This window comes from Pseudoalteromonas sp. Ld20, from assembly GCF_045064175.1.
In the GTDB taxonomy this organism is placed as follows: domain Bacteria; phylum Pseudomonadota; class Gammaproteobacteria; order Enterobacterales; family Alteromonadaceae; genus Pseudoalteromonas; species Pseudoalteromonas neustonica.
The window spans coordinates 29100-45397 of sequence record NZ_JBISHB010000033.1; the positions used below are offsets into that span (position 1 = coordinate 29100).

Sequence of the window (16298 nt, forward strand, 5' to 3'; positions counted from 1 at the left end):
GATATGCCATTTTTCCCAGGTAAAAAGCTAAGTAAGTGGTGAGTAAGCAAAAGTGTTTTCCAAGAGTTTTGCACGTAATGTCTACAAATAGACAAATTCAGTGTGAGTGATTATTATAATTGAAAATTTATTTACGCGTGCTTACTTATGTCTTTACCCCTTTGCCCAAAATGCCAATCTGAATATGTATACCAAGATCACACTTTATTGATTTGCCCTGAGTGTTCACATGAATGGGATCCTGTCAGTGATGCCTTAGAAGATGCAGTTAACGTTAAAGATGCCAATGGCACTTTATTAGCCGAGGGCGATAAAGTAACTGTGGTTAAAGATCTAAAAATTAAAGCCAGCTCGCTCGTTATTAAAATTGGCACCAAAGCGGTGATCCGTTGGATTAAAGATACGAAAGACCATCAGCTCGATTGTAAGGTCGATGGGGTAGGCGAAATGATGATAACGGCTAAGTTTGTGAAAAAAGCGTAGGGCCTGTTTATCTTTCGAGGTTGAGTTTGCAGCAGCATGTTAGGTTTTTAGACAAGGCAGAGCCTATGATATGTGATTATTAAAGTAATTATATTATCCCTTGCTGTGTAATTTTTACAGCTAAGCGATTTCGAAATAGTTGTTTTATGTTCCTAATGCCACCGATGTTCGCATTTTGAGGTGACTTGGGTGTATAGGCCAAAGTATGATATTTGGCATTCGCAATTGTGTTGATTGCAGGTACTGGTTGCTATAAAGTGGTTTTTTAATCAGAAGGAAATGACGTGAAAAGAAAAAATATATTGCGTACTGCACTGATCGCTTCTTCGTTAATAATAACGAATACTTTTGCCACAGAAGACCCTTTTCTATGGCTTGAAGAGGTTGAAAGTAAACAAGCTCTTGACTGGGTTAAAAAACAAAACGATGAATCTTTAACGCACCTTAAATCCCAGAAAAGCTATCAAGCAACATTTGATAATACGTTAGCGATTTTAAATGACAAAGAGCGGATACCATATGCCGCAGAACGTGCGGGTTATTATTATAATTTTTGGCGTGATGAAACACATGTTCGTGGTGTTTATCGCCGTACTACATTTGCTGAATATCAAAAAGATTCACCAAAGTGGGAAACGGTTTTAAATCTAGATGAATTAGCTGAGCAAGAAAATGAAAACTGGGTATATAAAGGTATGAATTGCCATTACCCTCGCTATCAGCGCTGTTTATTATCATTATCTCGTGGCGGTGCGGATGCAACCGTTGTAAGAGAGTTTGATATTAGCACTAAGTCATTTGTTAAAGATGGTTTTAGTTTACCAGAAGCAAAATCATCTATTTCTTGGTATGACGAAAATACAGTATTTGTTGGTACTAATTTTGGCGAAGGTTCAATGACTGACTCTGGTTATCCAGGGGTAGTAAAGTTGTGGAAGCGAGGCACCAAATTAGAGTCCGCAAAAACAGTATTTACTGCGAGTAAAAGTTCTGTATCAGCAGGGGGATATACGGCTTATGACGGCGATAAAACGCATCATTTGATTTATGATGGTACAAGTTTTTATACGCGTGACATGTATGTTTTAGCAAAAGATAAACTCGTTAAGCTTAATCTTCCTAATGATGCGTCTGTAGTCGGATTAAATAACGATAAAGTGTTTGTACAGCTAAAATCGCCATGGAAAAAATTTGTGCAAGCGGAGGTTATTTATACTGACGTCAACTCTTTAATTGCCGACAAAGCTGAGTTTATCAGTTTTATTAAACCTACTGAGCGCGTTTCAATTGAAAGCCTTCGTTTTACAAAGTCAGCTATTTTAGTCACTGTAATGGAAGATGTAAAAAACAAACTCTATCATTATACCCCAGCTAAAAATGATGAATGGAAAATAGAGCAAGTCGATTTTCCTACGACGGGAAGTATCTCGGTCTTCAATACAGATCCAGATAAAGATGATTTCTTCGTAAACTACACTGACTTTTTAACACCTTCAAGTTTGTATTTAGTTGATGGTAAAAGCCTCAGTCCGAAAGTAATAAAAAGTGCAAAGTCTCACTTTGATGCAAGTAAGTATGAATCGAAACAACATTTTGCAACGTCAAAAGATGGTACTAAAGTTCCTTACTTTATTGTTCATAGCAAAAATCTAAAGCTCGATGGTAAAAATCCTACCTTGTTATACGGCTATGGCGGTTTTGAGGTATCAATGCAGCCTTATTATTCAGCAAGTTTAGGAAAGAACTGGTTGGCTAATGATGGTGTATATGTATTGTCGAATATTCGCGGTGGCGGAGAGTATGGACCAAGCTGGCACCAAAGTGCACAAAAAGAGAATCGTCATAAAGCTTTTGAAGATTTTGAAGCTATTGCAGAGGATTTGATTGCTCGAAAAATAACGTCACCAAAACACTTAGGAATTCAAGGTGGTAGCAACGGTGGTTTATTAGTTGGGGCTGCATTTACACGTCGACCTGATTTATATAATGCGGTTATTTGCCAAGTCCCATTACTTGATATGAAACGTTTCAATAAGTTATTAGCTGGTGCTAGTTGGATGGGGGAGTACGGAAACCCTGATGTTGCAAGTGAATGGAATTATATTAAAACGTATTCGCCTTACCATAATTTGAAAAAGGAAACAGACTATCCAAAAGTGTTTTTTACTACTTCTACACGTGATGACCGTGTACACCCTGCACATGCACGTAAAATGGTAGCAAAAATGCAAGGCATGGGTCTTGAAGTTCTTTACTTTGAAAATATGGAAGGTGGTCATGCTGGCGCTGCTAATAATGAGCAAAGCGCGATGGTGAGTAGTTTAAGCTATGTTTATCTTATGGAAAGATTAAAGTAGAGCATACTTCCAAATAAATAAAAGGTCAGGCTAATATCTGACCTTTTATTTTATAATCAATATATTATCTTTTTTGAATTCAAGAATTAAGTTTAGTTGTTATGCACTTGTGATACTAATCTATGATAACCCTCGCCTGTTGTTAAGTTTGCAGGGCATTGAACATGACCTGAAAAATATTTGGTTCTTGTATTTGGCTCGTGAGGGGCACCGGCAACTTTTTGATATTTACACGTTGTATATTTATTCGCGGCTTCACTATCAAAGCTAGTTGTAGTAACTAGTGTCACTGCAAAAGCGAGGCTCAATGTTATAAATCTCTTCATTATTATTTCCTATTGATTGTTTACCCTGTTGGGTAATAAAAACTTAGCACTGTGAGTTTGGCTTTAATATTGAATAGTTTTCATATAGCCGAATGAAAATCATACAATTTAAGGTGTTGACTTGATTGGTTTGTTTTACTCAATAAAGATAAAAGGCCACCGTTGGCAAAAACTATTATTTAATGTTGATATAGCGCTATACCCACCACTCAAATAATTTTATTGTTGAGTTTAATGGGATGAGTATTTTTCATCCATTAAGCAGTGTGTTTTTATTATTACTAAGGCGCTATTTGATTTTCTCCAAATAAGTCGACTTGTTTAATAGGCTGACTGACGCTGTTTTTTCGCAGGGCAACATATAGGTCTGAGTGGATGTAGATCCCTTCTTTGCCAGTTGTCATGCCTGCGATTTCAAACCACGTAAGTAGCTGGCGCTTTCTGCCTGCAAGCTCTAAACGAATATCGCGCTTTTTAAAAATCACATCTAAATCGGCTAGCATTGCCATGACACTTAAATCTAAGTGCGTAAAACAGGGCACAGCATCAATAATCACGCATTGTGTCTGTGTGTCGTCTTTTTGTCGTGCGTATTGCTCAAGAAGCCTGCGTTTAAAATAGCCTGCATTAAAGTAGGTTAGAGGAGAATTAAACCGATAAATAAATACACCTTGTACGGCTTTTGCTTTATCTGTGGTGTCTAAACTTCTTACTACGCCTTTTACATCAACGCCGAGCACATTGTCTGTTGGGCGCATTACAGTTCGAATAAATTGAAATAAACCTAATAGTACAGCAAGTGTGATCCCCGGTATTACACCAATAAAGAGCACGGCGAACAAGGTTGCTAAGGCAAGGTAAAATGCGTGTTTGTCTTTGCGTTTTAATTGCCATACAGCTTTTAAATCTAATAAATGAATAGAGGCAATAATAAGCACCACACCTAAAGCTGCGCTGGGAATAAACTCAAGGGGGGCTGTTAAAAACAGTGCAATGATAGCGATTATGCCAGCTGCAATGATTGACACTAACTGTGTTTTACCGCCAGAGTCGTCGTTAACAGCAGTGCGTGAGTCTGCGCCACTGACAGCAAAGCCTTGTGATAAAGCTGAGCCAATATTAGCAATACCCAGTGCTCTAAATTCTTTATCAGCATCTATGTCGTAACCATTTTTTGCGGCAAAACTGCGCGCAGTAAGCATCATACTTACAAAGCTAACAATAGCTAAATTAAGTGCAGGCACCACCAGCTCACGAATAATCCCAAAATCATATACCGGGAGGTGAAATACCGGTAATCCACCTGTAACAGTACCAATAGTGTTTATATCAAACTGTTTTAAATTAAACAGCCATACGAGTATTGCGCCAAATGCTATGGCGAACATAGATGCAGGCCAGGTGGGCTTTAGGCGTTTCATTGTAAAATAAACAGCAATTGTAAAGAAGGTCATTAAAAGAGTTGGAATATGAGTATGGGATAAGTATGTTGGTATTGCGGCTAAACGCTCCAATAAATACTTTTCATCAAAAGTGAAGCCAAGTATTTTTGAAAATTGACCAACAATAATAGTAATCGCGACACCATTTAATAAACCCATAAGAATCGGCTTAGATAAAAAGTCAGCTAATACTCCCAACTTAAAGCGGCTTGCAATAAAGCACCAAAAGCCGGTCATTGCAGTCATGGTGACAACAAGTTGCCAATGCTTGAAACTATCACCAGCTGCCAGTGGTGTAACGACTGCTGCAATAACAGCGCAAGTTGCTGCGTCAGGTCCGACGATGAGCTGTCTTGAAGTGCCAAATAATGCGTAAAGGATCATCGGTAAAATACAAGAGTATAAACCTACCGCAGCGTTAACACCGGTGAGTTGTGCATAGGCAATCGCAACTGGTAATGCCACCGCTGCGACAGAGAGTGCAGCTCTTACATCATCAGCAAACCATTTTCGTTCATAGTGAAGTAACGTATTTAAGCCGGGCATAAAATCATATAAACGAGAGATCAGAATAGCTTCCTTTTTATACTTTGATAGTAAATTTAATCTAATCAGTATAGCGCAGAGTCTGTTTTTTACTTAATAGCTATAACTTAGGTTATATAAAATAACCTTTTTTATGTAAGCAGGAAATGATTGATTGGCTGACGAAAGTTTAGCTTAAATATAATTTGAGTTAAGATGCTTACTCCCCTATGGATAGAGATATTAAAATGGATTTTTGGACCTGTATTTTTGTATTGTTTGCTTTTTTTGCCGTGCTACAACTTTTGAACTCACTATTTCCTACGCTTAAAAATAAGAGTACGTTGTTTAATTTTTTAGTAAGCCCTTCAATGGTTTTTTCAGGGCCTGTTGATAGTGAACGCTCGGATTCATATTATTACTCGGTCAATAAAAAGCAGATCCGTTTTTCTCCAATGGGAAACTGGTTTTCACTCGGTAATAGCTTAGTTGAAGGCGCTGATATTGATTCATTTGAAGTCATCGCGCGTAACTTTGCAAAAGATAAGTATCAGCTTTATTACGGTTGCCATGTTATTTCAGGTCAAGTGGATTACGATAGCTTTGAAATTATAGAGCACGATGTTATTCGCGATAAATACCATGTTTTTATTCATAAGCGCAGCGTGTCTTTTGCCATGGCGAGTCAATTAAGACCAGAACAACAGTTCATCATTCTAGGTGGTGCAGATCCTGCCACATTTATCTTAATGAATGATTTTTGGGCAAAAGACTGCAACCACCATTATTATAACTTTGTACGCCAGAATATCGGTTACGACACGTTTTCACATTTAACTGAGTCTATAGTGAAAGATCAACATAGCGTGTTTATTAAATGCGATGATACGTTTAATAGAACGGCTGTCAGTGGCGTTGGAGTAAAAGCATTTGATGAGCGCTACATATACGACGATAACCACTTATATTGGCATCAAGGCAAATATGAGCAGGATATTGATGGTTCTTTTAATACAACAACATGGCTTGAATGCGTGCCATACAAAGATATTAATACACTAAAAGTGCTCGACGACGATTACTTTATTATTGATAGTAAAGTGTATTTAGGGGCTGAGGAATTACCCAATGCCAAAGCTAATGAGTTTGAGCTATTAAGTAATTTTGCATTTGGGTGTGACTCACAGCAGGTTTTTTACTTAGCTAAACCACTAGAAAAAGTAGTGCCTGAACATTTTACATTATTATCTCCATCCGGAAATTACTCCAGCGATAAAAATCATCTATATTTTAAACAACAGCTTATTGGTCCTTATAGCGACGAGCGAGTAGAGCTAAGCAACAATGATTTTTTAAAAACGACTGATGCGGTTTACTATCAAGGCACGCAATTGGAATCTGTTGATGTACAGGAGTTTGCGCTATTAGAGCGGTTTGCTATGTATGGCTGTGACGGAAAAACAGTGTATTTTGGTCACCATAAAATACATAGGGTAGATCTTGATAGCATGGAAGTTGTTAATCGAGATAAGCTGCTAAAAGATGCTGATGCCGTGTATTGGCACGAGAAAAAAGTACTTGGAGCTGACCCTAAAACGTTTACTATAAGTCATCGAGACTATGATAAATATGACTGCGAAGACGATTATTATTTTTATAAAGAAGCTGAGCGCGTAGGTAAAAAATAGCGACAAAAACCCTGCACTACGGGCAGGGTTGTCTGGGTATTATGGGGGTTATTTGGTTTTTAGTTCCCCAGTTGACGACTCTAAGTGCGCACGAACAAACCATTGAAACTGCTCAAGGTCAGCAAGTTGTGCGATGATCATGTCTTCAGACACAGGATCTAATTCAGATAACTTTTCAAGAGCTTTGCGGTGATCACCATTAATGCCGTTATATACTTTATCAAGTGCTACTAGGTGATCTTTTACCAAGCCTTTGCCAATTGAATAATCTTCCCATGAGCGGCGATCAACAATGGATTTAGGAGTACCGATTGGCACACCACCTAGCGTGGCAATTCGCTCAGCGATGGTGTCGGTCATTTCTCGAACTACCTCCACTTGCGGATCAAGCATTTCATGTACGCCAATAAAGTTAGGACCTACTACGTTCCAATGAATATGCTTTAAAGTCAGTTGTAAATCAATCAGGGCCACCATGCGGTTATCGAGTAGATCAATGGTGCGTGTTGCAGATTCGCTAGTCATACCGGGAGCTGTAAATTCAGCAACTTTACTATTACTCATAATTTCTCCTGCTTAAATAAATTGATGCTTTAAATAATCTATAGGATATGAAGCAATGGTCATGCCGAGGGTGAGTTTAAATTAAATCTATTTAAATACAATTGGTTGGAACTTTAACTTATCACTGTGATTGTTTTTATATAATTTTTTTATGAAAAGTTTGCAGGCATTTGTAAAATCTGCAAACTTCACAAGATAATTATATTAACGTGTAGGTAGAACAATCGTGGCTTGTACGCCGCGCTGAGTATCACGATTTTCTATGTGTAGATCGCCATCATGGTTCATGGCTATTTGCCGACTGAGTACTAACCCTATACCACTACCTTGGGTTTTAGTGGTGTAAAATGGCACAAATAAGTTATCAATATTCGCTATTCCAACGCCTGAATCCAGTAGTTGTATTAATAGCTTTCCCTCACTAATTTTCCATTGCAACGTTAAGCTAATCGGTTCTTTATTGCTGGCTGATTGGTTTGTGTTTGAAGCTTCAATTGCATTAGTGATCAAGTTTACCAACGCTTGTTGTAATTGTTGGCAGTCAACAAAAAAGGAGATGTCTGGGCTTTTAGGTAACTGCCAGTTTATTTGCGGGTAAAGGGCCGTGGTGCTGTGGATAAAATCAGCGACAGACATAAGAGACTTTACTGGTGGCGGAAGGGTAGATAATTGCTGATAGCTTTTAATAAATGTATTGAGCGAATGCGCGCGCTCTGAAATAACGCATAAGCCTTGATGTAAATCTGCTTTATTGTCTGCTTGGGTTAAATCGGCCCTCGTGAGCTTTGCTAAAGACTCGCTTATTGAGGCTATCGGCGCTAATGAATTATTAATTTCATGGCTTAATACTCTCACTAAGCGTTGCCATGCAATTCGCTCTTCTTCGCGCAGCAGTTGCTGAATATCCGTGATAAATATCAAATTATGTGTTTGGGTATTAACTAAATACTTATCAACGTGCAGATACACTTTTTTACGGTGCTGCTTTAATTGAAATTCAACCACCTTTTGACCATCCACGTTTAACGCATCTTGCAAACCTAACTGATTAATTGGCCCACCGATAACGGCTTCAAAACGACAGGCAAAAAGCTTTTCAGCGCTGGGGTTCATTAAAACAATCGCGTTATTATGATCAGTGGTAATAATGGCAACATCGATTTGATTGATGATTTTTGTTAATAGTAGCTGTTGTTCTTTTAGCTCTTGTTTGTGTGTACTAATCGCCGACGATAAACCTGTAAGGGTGTGGTTAAACTCAGCAAGCGCACCTTGTTTGTATCGACTAACAGGGCGCGTCGTGCCATCGCCAAAAATAACGGATTCGATAATGTTTATAGATGTGCGTAATTGGTAAGTTATTTTTTGCCAGATACTGAAGCAGCTATAGCCGGTAACAATAACTACAAAAAGTATAATCAGTATTTTTAAGTAAATTGATATACCTGCTGATATGACAAAATAAAATAACAAAGCACTTGGTAAAGCAGTTGCTAGTAACACTAAACGTATAATATCGCCTTCGTAGCTCTTTACTATTTTGCGTTTAATTTTCGTCATATAGTAACTTATATTTATCTAAACGTCGGTAGTATGCGCTGCGACTTAAACCTAAAGATAGCGCTGTTTCGTGGGCTTTATTATCAAACAAAGCAAGGCGCTTTTTAATTACATGTGATTCGATATCGTCTAATGTTGCTTCATCAAACGCGAATGCTTCGGGCTTATCTTGTGTTGCTAGGCCTAAATCACTGACTTGTATCTCATCGTGCTGGGCTAAAAATAATGCGCGTTCAATAATATGGCTTAATTCTCTGATATTGCCGGGCCAATGATAGCTATGCAATGCTTTAATGGCACCTTTTGAAAACGGTTTGCACGATAAGCGGTATTTTTCACAAAACTGTGTTTGAAAATAATGGGCTAAAGGAAGTATATCAGCAGTGCGATCACGCAGTGCAGGAATGCGTATTTCGGCAGTATTGAGTCGGTATAGCAAATCTTGCCTAAATTGTCCTTGTTCAATCAAACTAGGTAAATCAGCGTTGGTTGCTGAGACTAGGCGAACATTAATTTTTTGGGTTTTAGAGCTCCCCACTTTTTCAAATTGTCGCTCTTCAAGCACCCTTAATAATTTTGCTTGTTGCGATAATGGAATGTTGGCTATTTCATCTAAGAAAATAGTGCCGTTATCAGCCATTTCAAAACGGCCAATACGGGTTTCTTTGGAGTCAGTAAAGGCGCCTTTTATATGACCAAACATTTCACTTTCAAATAAGTTTTCGCTAATAGCCCCCATATTGACGGACAAAAATGCTTGTTGGGCACGGGCAGAACATTGATGTAAATAATTAGCGAGCATACTTTTACCTGTACCATTTTCGCCAGTAAAAATAATATTCATATCACTGAGAGCTAAGCGTTCAAGCTGGTTGATGATCGACTGCATTGCAGAAGATTGGCTTATTATTTGGCTTTTTGGTAGTTGTGATTCTTGTTTAAGTAAGGCGTTTTCTTGGGTTAAACGTTGTCCTTGGCGGGTTAAAGTACTGAGTTTGATTTGTGCGTTAACCTTGGTAATTAGGTCGTTATTTTTCCACGGTTTCTGTATGAAATCGACAGCCCCTAATTGCATTGATGCAACGGCAATATCAATGCTACTAAACCCGGTCATAACGATGACTGGGACTTGTTCGTCAAGCTCTCTAATTGCAGTAAGTAGCTCAAATCCTTCGTGTCCGGATGTGGTATCGCGGTGATAATTTAAATCCATTAATACACAGGCAAAGTCTTTTCGTTTTAATAGCTGTAATACATCAAACGGCTTTTCAACGGTGGTTACTTCAAAACCTTCTGATTTAAGTAGCATTTTTAAAGCGATGAGTACGTTAGCATCGTCATCAGCGACGAGTATCGATGGGGTATTTGGTGTCATTAGTTTACCATTTTAACAGCGAACAACTTATTTAGAGCTGTTCGCATAAAAGAAATATTAAGCATTAATCGTGATGTAATGCGTCACTGGGCTCCATTTTGATCACTTTTTTAGCGGGTATAAAGGTAGCTAATAAGACCATTGCTGTTATTAATAATGGGACACAAATTAGACTTAATACATAACTGGTGTTACTTATCACTAATGTATTAGTCATGGTACTGACTAATAATAGCGACAGACAAACACCGATTGCAAGGCCGATAGCTAACTGCTTAATGGCTTGATTCATAAATAATCTAATAATGTCATTATCAGGTGAGCCTAGGGCTCTGCGAATACCAATTTCTTGAGTGCGCTGAGTAATGCTATTTGCAGCCATTGCGTAAATGCCACTGGCTGCCAAAAATGCAGCGATTACCCCGCACAGTAAAAATATTTTACTCACTGACAGCACCAGTAACATTGGTTGATTAATTAGATCGTCATAATTTTGTATATGATAAATACCAAGATCAGGGTCAACAGTATTTACAGCATCCATTAGGGCTTGCTTGATAGCTGCTTCATTGCCTTGATAATGTAATGCGACATATAGCCGCCATGGACCAATGTTATCCATTGAATGATAGGAGTTATAAGAGGCACTAGAGGATCGCATAGTTGAACCATGAAAGGTATCAGATACAACGCCAACAATTGTATACCAATCGTCAGATGCGCCCCTTGCATTAACACGCCTTACACGCTGGCCAATGGCATCATTTTCTGGAAAAAACTGCTTGGCGATGGTTTGATTAATCATAATGCTAAGCGCACCGTCTTCTCGGTCTCGGTAATCAAAAGCACGACCTTGAATTATTTCCATGCCAATGGCTCGCCATGAATCATGGGCAACGAGCTCATTATTACTGTAAGGGTTTTCATTCCAAACTTGTGCGGCGCGTCCTTCAATTTCAAAATAACTGGTGCCTTCCCCTCGACCAGGTAGTTGTGACATGAAAGAGACGGCTTCTATGCTTGGCATGGCTTCAAGTGTTTCCTTTAATTTATAGTACATATCAGAACGATTTATACGGTCTTGGTATTCAAACTCAGTATCGTATCTTACAGGGTATTTTTCAGGTGACAGTTGTACTTGTGCTGTAAGGCGCTTGTCGGTATCAACACCGTAATCAGCGGTGCCTGCAGAGTAACCTGTGACAAGTAAAATAGTGGCAATGACTAATACAACACAGGACAGTAAAATCTCAGAAATGACTAACACTCTGCCAGCTTTAGCTGCTTTTTTACTTAAAGCACCTCGTGTGCCATCTCGTATTACTGCATTAAAATCATTTGATAACGAGCGAATCGCAGGGAGCAGGCCAGTGATTGCAATCATTAACACCACTGAGACGATTAATAGCACTATAGCGCTTGGCTCAAGTGATAGATCCCACCAAAATGGCTTTTTATTTTCGACAGTAAAATTGGCGTTAAGTATTTCGTTACTGACTTCTAATCCGTAAGCGGCAAATAACAATGCAAACAGTCCACCAGTACAGCATATAAAGACGCTTTCCCACAGCATTTGTAAAATTAAACGTTTTCTAGGAATACCGAGAGCAACACGGATCGCGACCTCTTTTAGACGTTCGTTTACACGTGCAAGGAGTAAGTTACTTACATTGATGCAGGCAAGCGCTAATATAAGAAATACCACAACAAACAAAGCAACAAAAATAGTGTAATACTGCACAATACTGGCGTGTTTGTAGGGTTTTGCAATTAGGTATTCGCCGTTATCGCTGAGTCTCCAACGAAAATCCTTCATTAACTCAGGCTCAATTTGCGTATTGAAAGAGGCAACCCCGGCTTCGACTTGTGCGAATGTGGCATCTGGTTTTAGGCGAGCAATACCAAAAGCGCTGTTTCTGGTTGCTTCAATTGGGTTTAAGTAATCAGGACCCAAAGGTTGCCATATTTGTGCATATTGTGGAAATGAAAAGCCTTCAGGCATAACACCAATTACACGTGAGGGCATGGCATCAAGTGATACTGTTTGGCCAACTATTTTAGCGTCGCTATTAAAGTCTCGTTGCCATATTTCGTAACTGAGTATAAATACAGACTCCGCACCGTCATAAAAATCCTCAGGTGCGAACCCTCGCCCCAGTATGGGTTGTACACCGGCAATTTCAAAAATATTCCAACTGGTGTAAGTTGCATTATATTTTTTTGCTTGTTGGAGCTTACTATTGGTTGATTTTGCGCCTCCTGCAATAGTCGTTCCTTCATAATAATAGGCAACATCTGTAAATAACCCTAGTTGTTGGTCTAATTGCAGTAAATGAAAAGGATCTGCTTGCATTCGGTATTGATGGTTATAATTATATTTAGCTTCAATGGCGACAAGTGGCGTGTCGCCATTCATGGTCATGGGTTTAAACACCAAATTATTTAAAATTGAATAGGCGTAAAGTGTTAAACCAAGGCCAATTGAGACAATCAAGATGGTTAAAGCAGTAAACATTGGCTTTTTTAGTAACATTCGTGCGGTATATTTTAACTCGATAGCTAATGACATCATTTTGTCCTTTTATACCGTAATTGCAGCTGACTGCTGATTGTTTTCGTGATCGGCAACAATCTTGCCATCGAATATTTCAATTGTGCGTTTTGCACGACTCGCGCCACGCGGATCATGAGTAACCATGCAAATAGTCGCGCCTTCTTGGTGAAGTTGGTCGAGTAAGTTCATCACCGCTTGCGCATTTTTTGAATCAAGGTTACCAGTGGGCTCATCGGCTAAAATAATCGACGGGTTGCCTGCTATCGCTCTGGCTACGGCAACGCGTTGCTGCTGCCCACCTGATAACTGAGAAGGAAAGTGATTAACTCGGTGAGCCATGTCAACTTTGGCTAAAGCATCAGCAACCATGGTTTTACGTTGCTCTTTGCTAATGTCTTTACGATAGGTTAATGGTAGCTCAACATTTTCGGCAACGGTTAAATCACTAATTAAGTTAAAGGCCTGAAATATAAAACCAATTTTTTCATTGCGAATATGTGCGCGCTCATCACGATCAAGGTTTGACACGTCGTGATTAGCTAATAAATAATGTCCTTGCGAAAGGTTATCTAATAAACCCAATAAAGAAAGTAACGTAGATTTTCCACAGCCTGACGGGCCTGTTATTGCAATGTATTCACCTTGGTTAATCAACAGGTTTATGTCATTTAAGGCATGGGTTTCAATGTCATCAGCAACAAAAATTTTTTTCAGTTGTTTGAGTTCGACTAGTACAGGGTTTGAGTGCGTTTTCATAGTGCTTCCTAATTAATTTTTATTTGTTGATGACCATCCCACGCGGAGACATCTGAGACGACAATGTTGTTGCCTGTCGCTAATCCTTGTTTTATTTCAATATGGGTTGCTGACATTTGTCCAAATTCGACTGTTGTTGATTGGGCATATTCGTTGGCTGTATCTAATGCGTAAATGGTGCCTGTGCTGTTTGCTTTAGCAAACATGGGACGTTTTACAAATAACACATCATCGAGTTTTGCTATTTCAATAATGCCGTCAACAGACAGTTCAGGGCGTGCTTCTTTTGGAATGTCACCGACTAATTCAACATCGACTTGTACAGAGCCATTGATCACCGCAGGATCAATGCGTTTGACAATGCCTGTTGTGATATTTGCGCGGGTGTCGATGGTGACGTGTTGACCTAGAGCAACATGGCTGACTTGTTTTTCGGGAACGCGTAGTTCAGCTAAAAATTCGCCACTTTTGGCAAGGCGGGCTAGATTAGTGCCTGCATTTACACGTTGGCCAAGCTCCAGCGGCATTTCTTGTACAATACTATCAATCGTTGCTTTAACCGTTAAGCCGTCCACTTGGCTTTGCATTCTGCTGACTATATGCTGCATGCGTTTTGATCGCGCTGAAAATGCTTTTATTTGTGCTTGCATGTTTTCGCGGCTTTTTAGTAAACGCTTTTGTTCTAGTAGCCAACGCTGCTTAAATTGGTTTACATCAATTTTTACTTCTTCATGAGCTATTTTTGATACCGCGACGATATCTTGTGCAATTAAAGATTCTTGCGCATTAAGTGTTAGTAGGGCACGTTCATAATTTAATTGGCTATTGATCACTAAAGCTTCTTGATCAAATACTTGTGACTCAAGGGCAATTTTTTGAGCATGAAGTTGCGCCTTCATTTCTTCTAATTCCCACTGGCTTTCTTCAAGTTGTTGCTCAAGCTCCGGGTTACTTAAAACCATTAAGATATCGTCAACTTTTACGCTGGCACCGGCTTTAGCATAAATAGCTTCAACACGACCACTGATATTGGTGGCTACCCAGCGAATATCTTTGGGTACAAGCACTCCGATACCACGAACGGTCACCTCAAATTGCCCCCGTTTTACGGTATCGATTAACAAGGTGTCTTTAGTGGCAATTATATTACTGACATTTGAGCGTGATATTTGCCAAATCACCATCACTAATACTAAGCATATCCCAGCAATAATATAAGGTTTCTTGTTTGCTGCTTTTTGTTTTTTTCGGATTATATCCATTTAAAGTAACTTAAAAATGCTGATCATAACTAGATATAGCAGTTTCAATGCCAATAAAAATAACCTTTAATTATCAATTGACTAATTTTTATTTTGCACAGAGTAAAGTCACAGTGTGTCGATAATGGGACTGATAAAAAGGCGCGGTGTGTCGTTATTGGGATCGCTTTAATTAAAAAATTTAGAGCATACTAAAAAGTACAGAAGCGACGAGCAGTATCGCCATAAAAATATTGAACGCTTGTAGACGTTCAGGGCGGTTTAGGCATATTTGTAATTTTTGCCCAAGTAATGTCCACGCGCTGACACAAGGCAAATTTACCAAGCCAAAAATAACACCGACAATCACGACCGCCCCGATGCCTTTAGAAGGCGCATATACACTCACTGCGCTTAATGCCATGGTCCACGCTTTCGGGTTTACCCATTGAAATAAAGCCGCTTGGACAAAGGTAAAGGGTTTAGTATCGCCATTTTCAGCGCCAACAGGTGTTTTATTACTGGCAATTTTATAAGCAAGATAAAGTAAATAAGCAATACAAAGCACTTTTAATAGTTGATAACTTAACGGAAAAACATCAAATAATTGCATTACTCCTAAACCAACCAGCACGAGCATTATCACAAAGCCAATTGTTACGCCCAATAAGTGTGGCAAAGTGCGCCTAAAACCAAAGTTAGCGCCAGAGTTCATCAGCATTAAGTTATTAGGCCCAGGCGTGACAGAAGAAACAAGCGCAAATAGCGCCAATGCTGATAATAATTCAATATTCATATTTAATGCTCACTTAGTTGCTTGTATTTATGCAATTATATGTTTATTACCTCGCAATTTTTGCGCTTATTAATGCAACTAAAATTATTTTTGACAATTTAAAATGAAAAAAGATCGAATAAACGACAGAATATTGCAAGAGCTAAAGCTCAATGGCCGAATTGCAAATGCTGAGCTTGCAGAGCGAGTTGGTTTATCGCCATCAGCTTGTTTGCGCCGTGTGCAAGAATTAGAAAAAATAGGTGTGATCACGGGGTATCGTGCAGTGATAAATAATCATGCGTTTGGGCTGGGGTTTGTTGCATATGTTGGTGTGGGCTTAAATGAGCATTCTACTAAATCACAACGTACTTTTGAGCAAGCGCTGGAGTTTATTGATGAAGTAAAAGAATGTCACAATGTGACCGGTGCATTTGAGTATTTATTACGAATAGAAACCGCAGATATTAAATCTTATAAAGCGTTTCATGCGGATGTGCTAGGGTCAATACCACAAGTGCGTACAATAACCTCTCATGTTGTGATGGATTCACCTAAAGATGAGCGGGCGTAGAAGCTAATTTATCTGCGATTAATTTAGCCATTAAAGTACCTGCGTTAATTTTTGAACGAAGGTACTTTTTTGATAAAG

At 38.9% G+C, this 16298-nt stretch carries 13 protein-coding genes; 4 read left to right on the forward strand and 9 right to left on the reverse strand.

Going from position 1 to position 16298, the window contains the following annotated elements:
* Positions 1-147 precede the first annotated feature (147 nt).
* A complete protein-coding gene (locus ACJJVX_RS08730; RefSeq protein ID WP_054203488.1) occupies positions 148-483 on the forward strand; it encodes a zinc ribbon domain-containing protein YjdM in 336 nt (111 codons plus the stop codon).
* Between the two features lie 299 nt (positions 484-782).
* Complete coding sequence (locus ACJJVX_RS08735; RefSeq protein WP_054203487.1) at positions 783-2840, forward strand: prolyl oligopeptidase family protein; 2058 nt, start codon at positions 783-785, stop codon at positions 2838-2840.
* Positions 2841-2932: 92 nt separating this feature from the next.
* Here the strand turns inward: ACJJVX_RS08735 and ACJJVX_RS08740 are convergent, their stop codons facing one another.
* Positions 2933-3166, reverse strand: coding sequence for a hypothetical protein (locus ACJJVX_RS08740; RefSeq protein WP_054203456.1), 234 nt, complete (start codon positions 3164-3166; stop codon positions 2933-2935).
* Between the two features lie 281 nt (positions 3167-3447).
* Positions 3448-5178: a SulP family inorganic anion transporter gene (locus ACJJVX_RS08745; RefSeq protein ID WP_405631254.1), complete on the reverse strand. Its 1731-nt coding sequence runs from the start codon at positions 5176-5178 to the stop codon at positions 3448-3450.
* A gap of 203 nt (positions 5179-5381) precedes the next feature.
* Here ACJJVX_RS08745 and ACJJVX_RS08750 point away from each other — a divergent pair, with 203 nt between their 5' ends.
* The gene (locus tag ACJJVX_RS08750) at positions 5382-6821 is read left to right on the forward strand and encodes a DKNYY domain-containing protein (protein WP_405631092.1); all 1440 of its coding nucleotides are present in this window, start codon (positions 5382-5384) and stop codon (positions 6819-6821) included.
* Positions 6822-6869: 48 nt separating this feature from the next.
* Here ACJJVX_RS08750 and dps read toward each other — a convergent pair whose 3' ends face one another.
* From dps to ACJJVX_RS08785, 7 genes are all read right to left on the reverse strand, one after another.
* On the reverse strand, positions 6870-7385 hold the full coding sequence (gene dps / locus ACJJVX_RS08755) for a DNA starvation/stationary phase protection protein Dps (RefSeq protein WP_054203454.1): 516 nt from the start codon (positions 7383-7385) through the stop codon (positions 6870-6872).
* A 204-nt stretch (positions 7386-7589) separates the two neighbouring features.
* Positions 7590-8945, reverse strand: a complete 1356-nt coding sequence (locus ACJJVX_RS08760) for a sensor histidine kinase (protein ID WP_405631095.1) — start codon at positions 8943-8945, stop codon at positions 7590-7592.
* The gene (locus ACJJVX_RS08765) at positions 8932-10320 is read right to left on the reverse strand and encodes a sigma-54 dependent transcriptional regulator (protein WP_064435302.1); all 1389 of its coding nucleotides are present in this window, start codon (positions 10318-10320) and stop codon (positions 8932-8934) included. Before ACJJVX_RS08765 ends, ACJJVX_RS08760 begins: the two co-directional genes overlap by 14 nt.
* Before the next feature lie 64 nt (positions 10321-10384).
* Positions 10385-12892, reverse strand: a complete 2508-nt coding sequence (locus ACJJVX_RS08770) for an FtsX-like permease family protein (protein ID WP_405631098.1) — start codon at positions 12890-12892, stop codon at positions 10385-10387.
* A 9-nt stretch (positions 12893-12901) separates the two neighbouring features.
* Complete coding sequence (locus ACJJVX_RS08775) at positions 12902-13630, reverse strand: ABC transporter ATP-binding protein (protein ID WP_054203450.1); 729 nt, start codon at positions 13628-13630, stop codon at positions 12902-12904.
* 8 nt (positions 13631-13638) lie between these two features.
* Positions 13639-14892, reverse strand: coding sequence for an HlyD family secretion protein (locus tag ACJJVX_RS08780; protein WP_054203449.1), 1254 nt, complete (start codon positions 14890-14892; stop codon positions 13639-13641).
* A gap of 181 nt (positions 14893-15073) precedes the next feature.
* Entirely contained in the window at positions 15074-15667 is a 594-nt protein-coding gene (locus tag ACJJVX_RS08785; protein WP_064435304.1) for a LysE family translocator, read from the reverse strand.
* Positions 15668-15770: 103 nt separating this feature from the next.
* Between ACJJVX_RS08785 and ACJJVX_RS08790 the strand changes: the two genes are divergently transcribed.
* A complete protein-coding gene (locus tag ACJJVX_RS08790) occupies positions 15771-16220 on the forward strand; it encodes an Lrp/AsnC family transcriptional regulator (RefSeq protein WP_054203447.1) in 450 nt (149 codons plus the stop codon).
* The last annotated feature ends 78 nt before the right edge of the window (positions 16221-16298 follow it).

Bases quoted from the DNA above. Each gene is read 5' to 3' on its own strand.
- ACJJVX_RS08760 (WP_405631095.1), bottom strand. From the start codon at position 8,945: ATGACGAAAATTAAACGCAAAATAGTAAAGAGCTACGAAGGCGATATT.
- ACJJVX_RS08785 (WP_064435304.1), bottom strand. From the start codon at position 15,667: ATGAATATTGAATTATTATCAGCATTGGCGCTATTTGCGCTTGTTTCT.
- ACJJVX_RS08730 (WP_054203488.1), top strand. From the start codon at position 148: ATGTCTTTACCCCTTTGCCCAAAATGCCAATCTGAATATGTATACCAA.
- ACJJVX_RS08750 (WP_405631092.1), top strand. From the start codon at position 5,382: ATGGATTTTTGGACCTGTATTTTTGTATTGTTTGCTTTTTTTGCCGTG.
- ACJJVX_RS08740 (WP_054203456.1), bottom strand. From the start codon at position 3,166: ATGAAGAGATTTATAACATTGAGCCTCGCTTTTGCAGTGACACTAGTT.
- ACJJVX_RS08775 (WP_054203450.1), bottom strand. From the start codon at position 13,630: ATGAAAACGCACTCAAACCCTGTACTAGTCGAACTCAAACAACTGAAA.
- ACJJVX_RS08765 (WP_064435302.1), bottom strand. From the start codon at position 10,320: ATGACACCAAATACCCCATCGATACTCGTCGCTGATGACGATGCTAAC.
- ACJJVX_RS08770 (WP_405631098.1), bottom strand. From the start codon at position 12,892: ATGATGTCATTAGCTATCGAGTTAAAATATACCGCACGAATGTTACTA.
- ACJJVX_RS08790 (WP_054203447.1), top strand. From the start codon at position 15,771: ATGAAAAAAGATCGAATAAACGACAGAATATTGCAAGAGCTAAAGCTC.
- dps (WP_054203454.1), bottom strand. From the start codon at position 7,385: ATGAGTAATAGTAAAGTTGCTGAATTTACAGCTCCCGGTATGACTAGC.
- ACJJVX_RS08780 (WP_054203449.1), bottom strand. From the start codon at position 14,892: ATGGATATAATCCGAAAAAAACAAAAAGCAGCAAACAAGAAACCTTAT.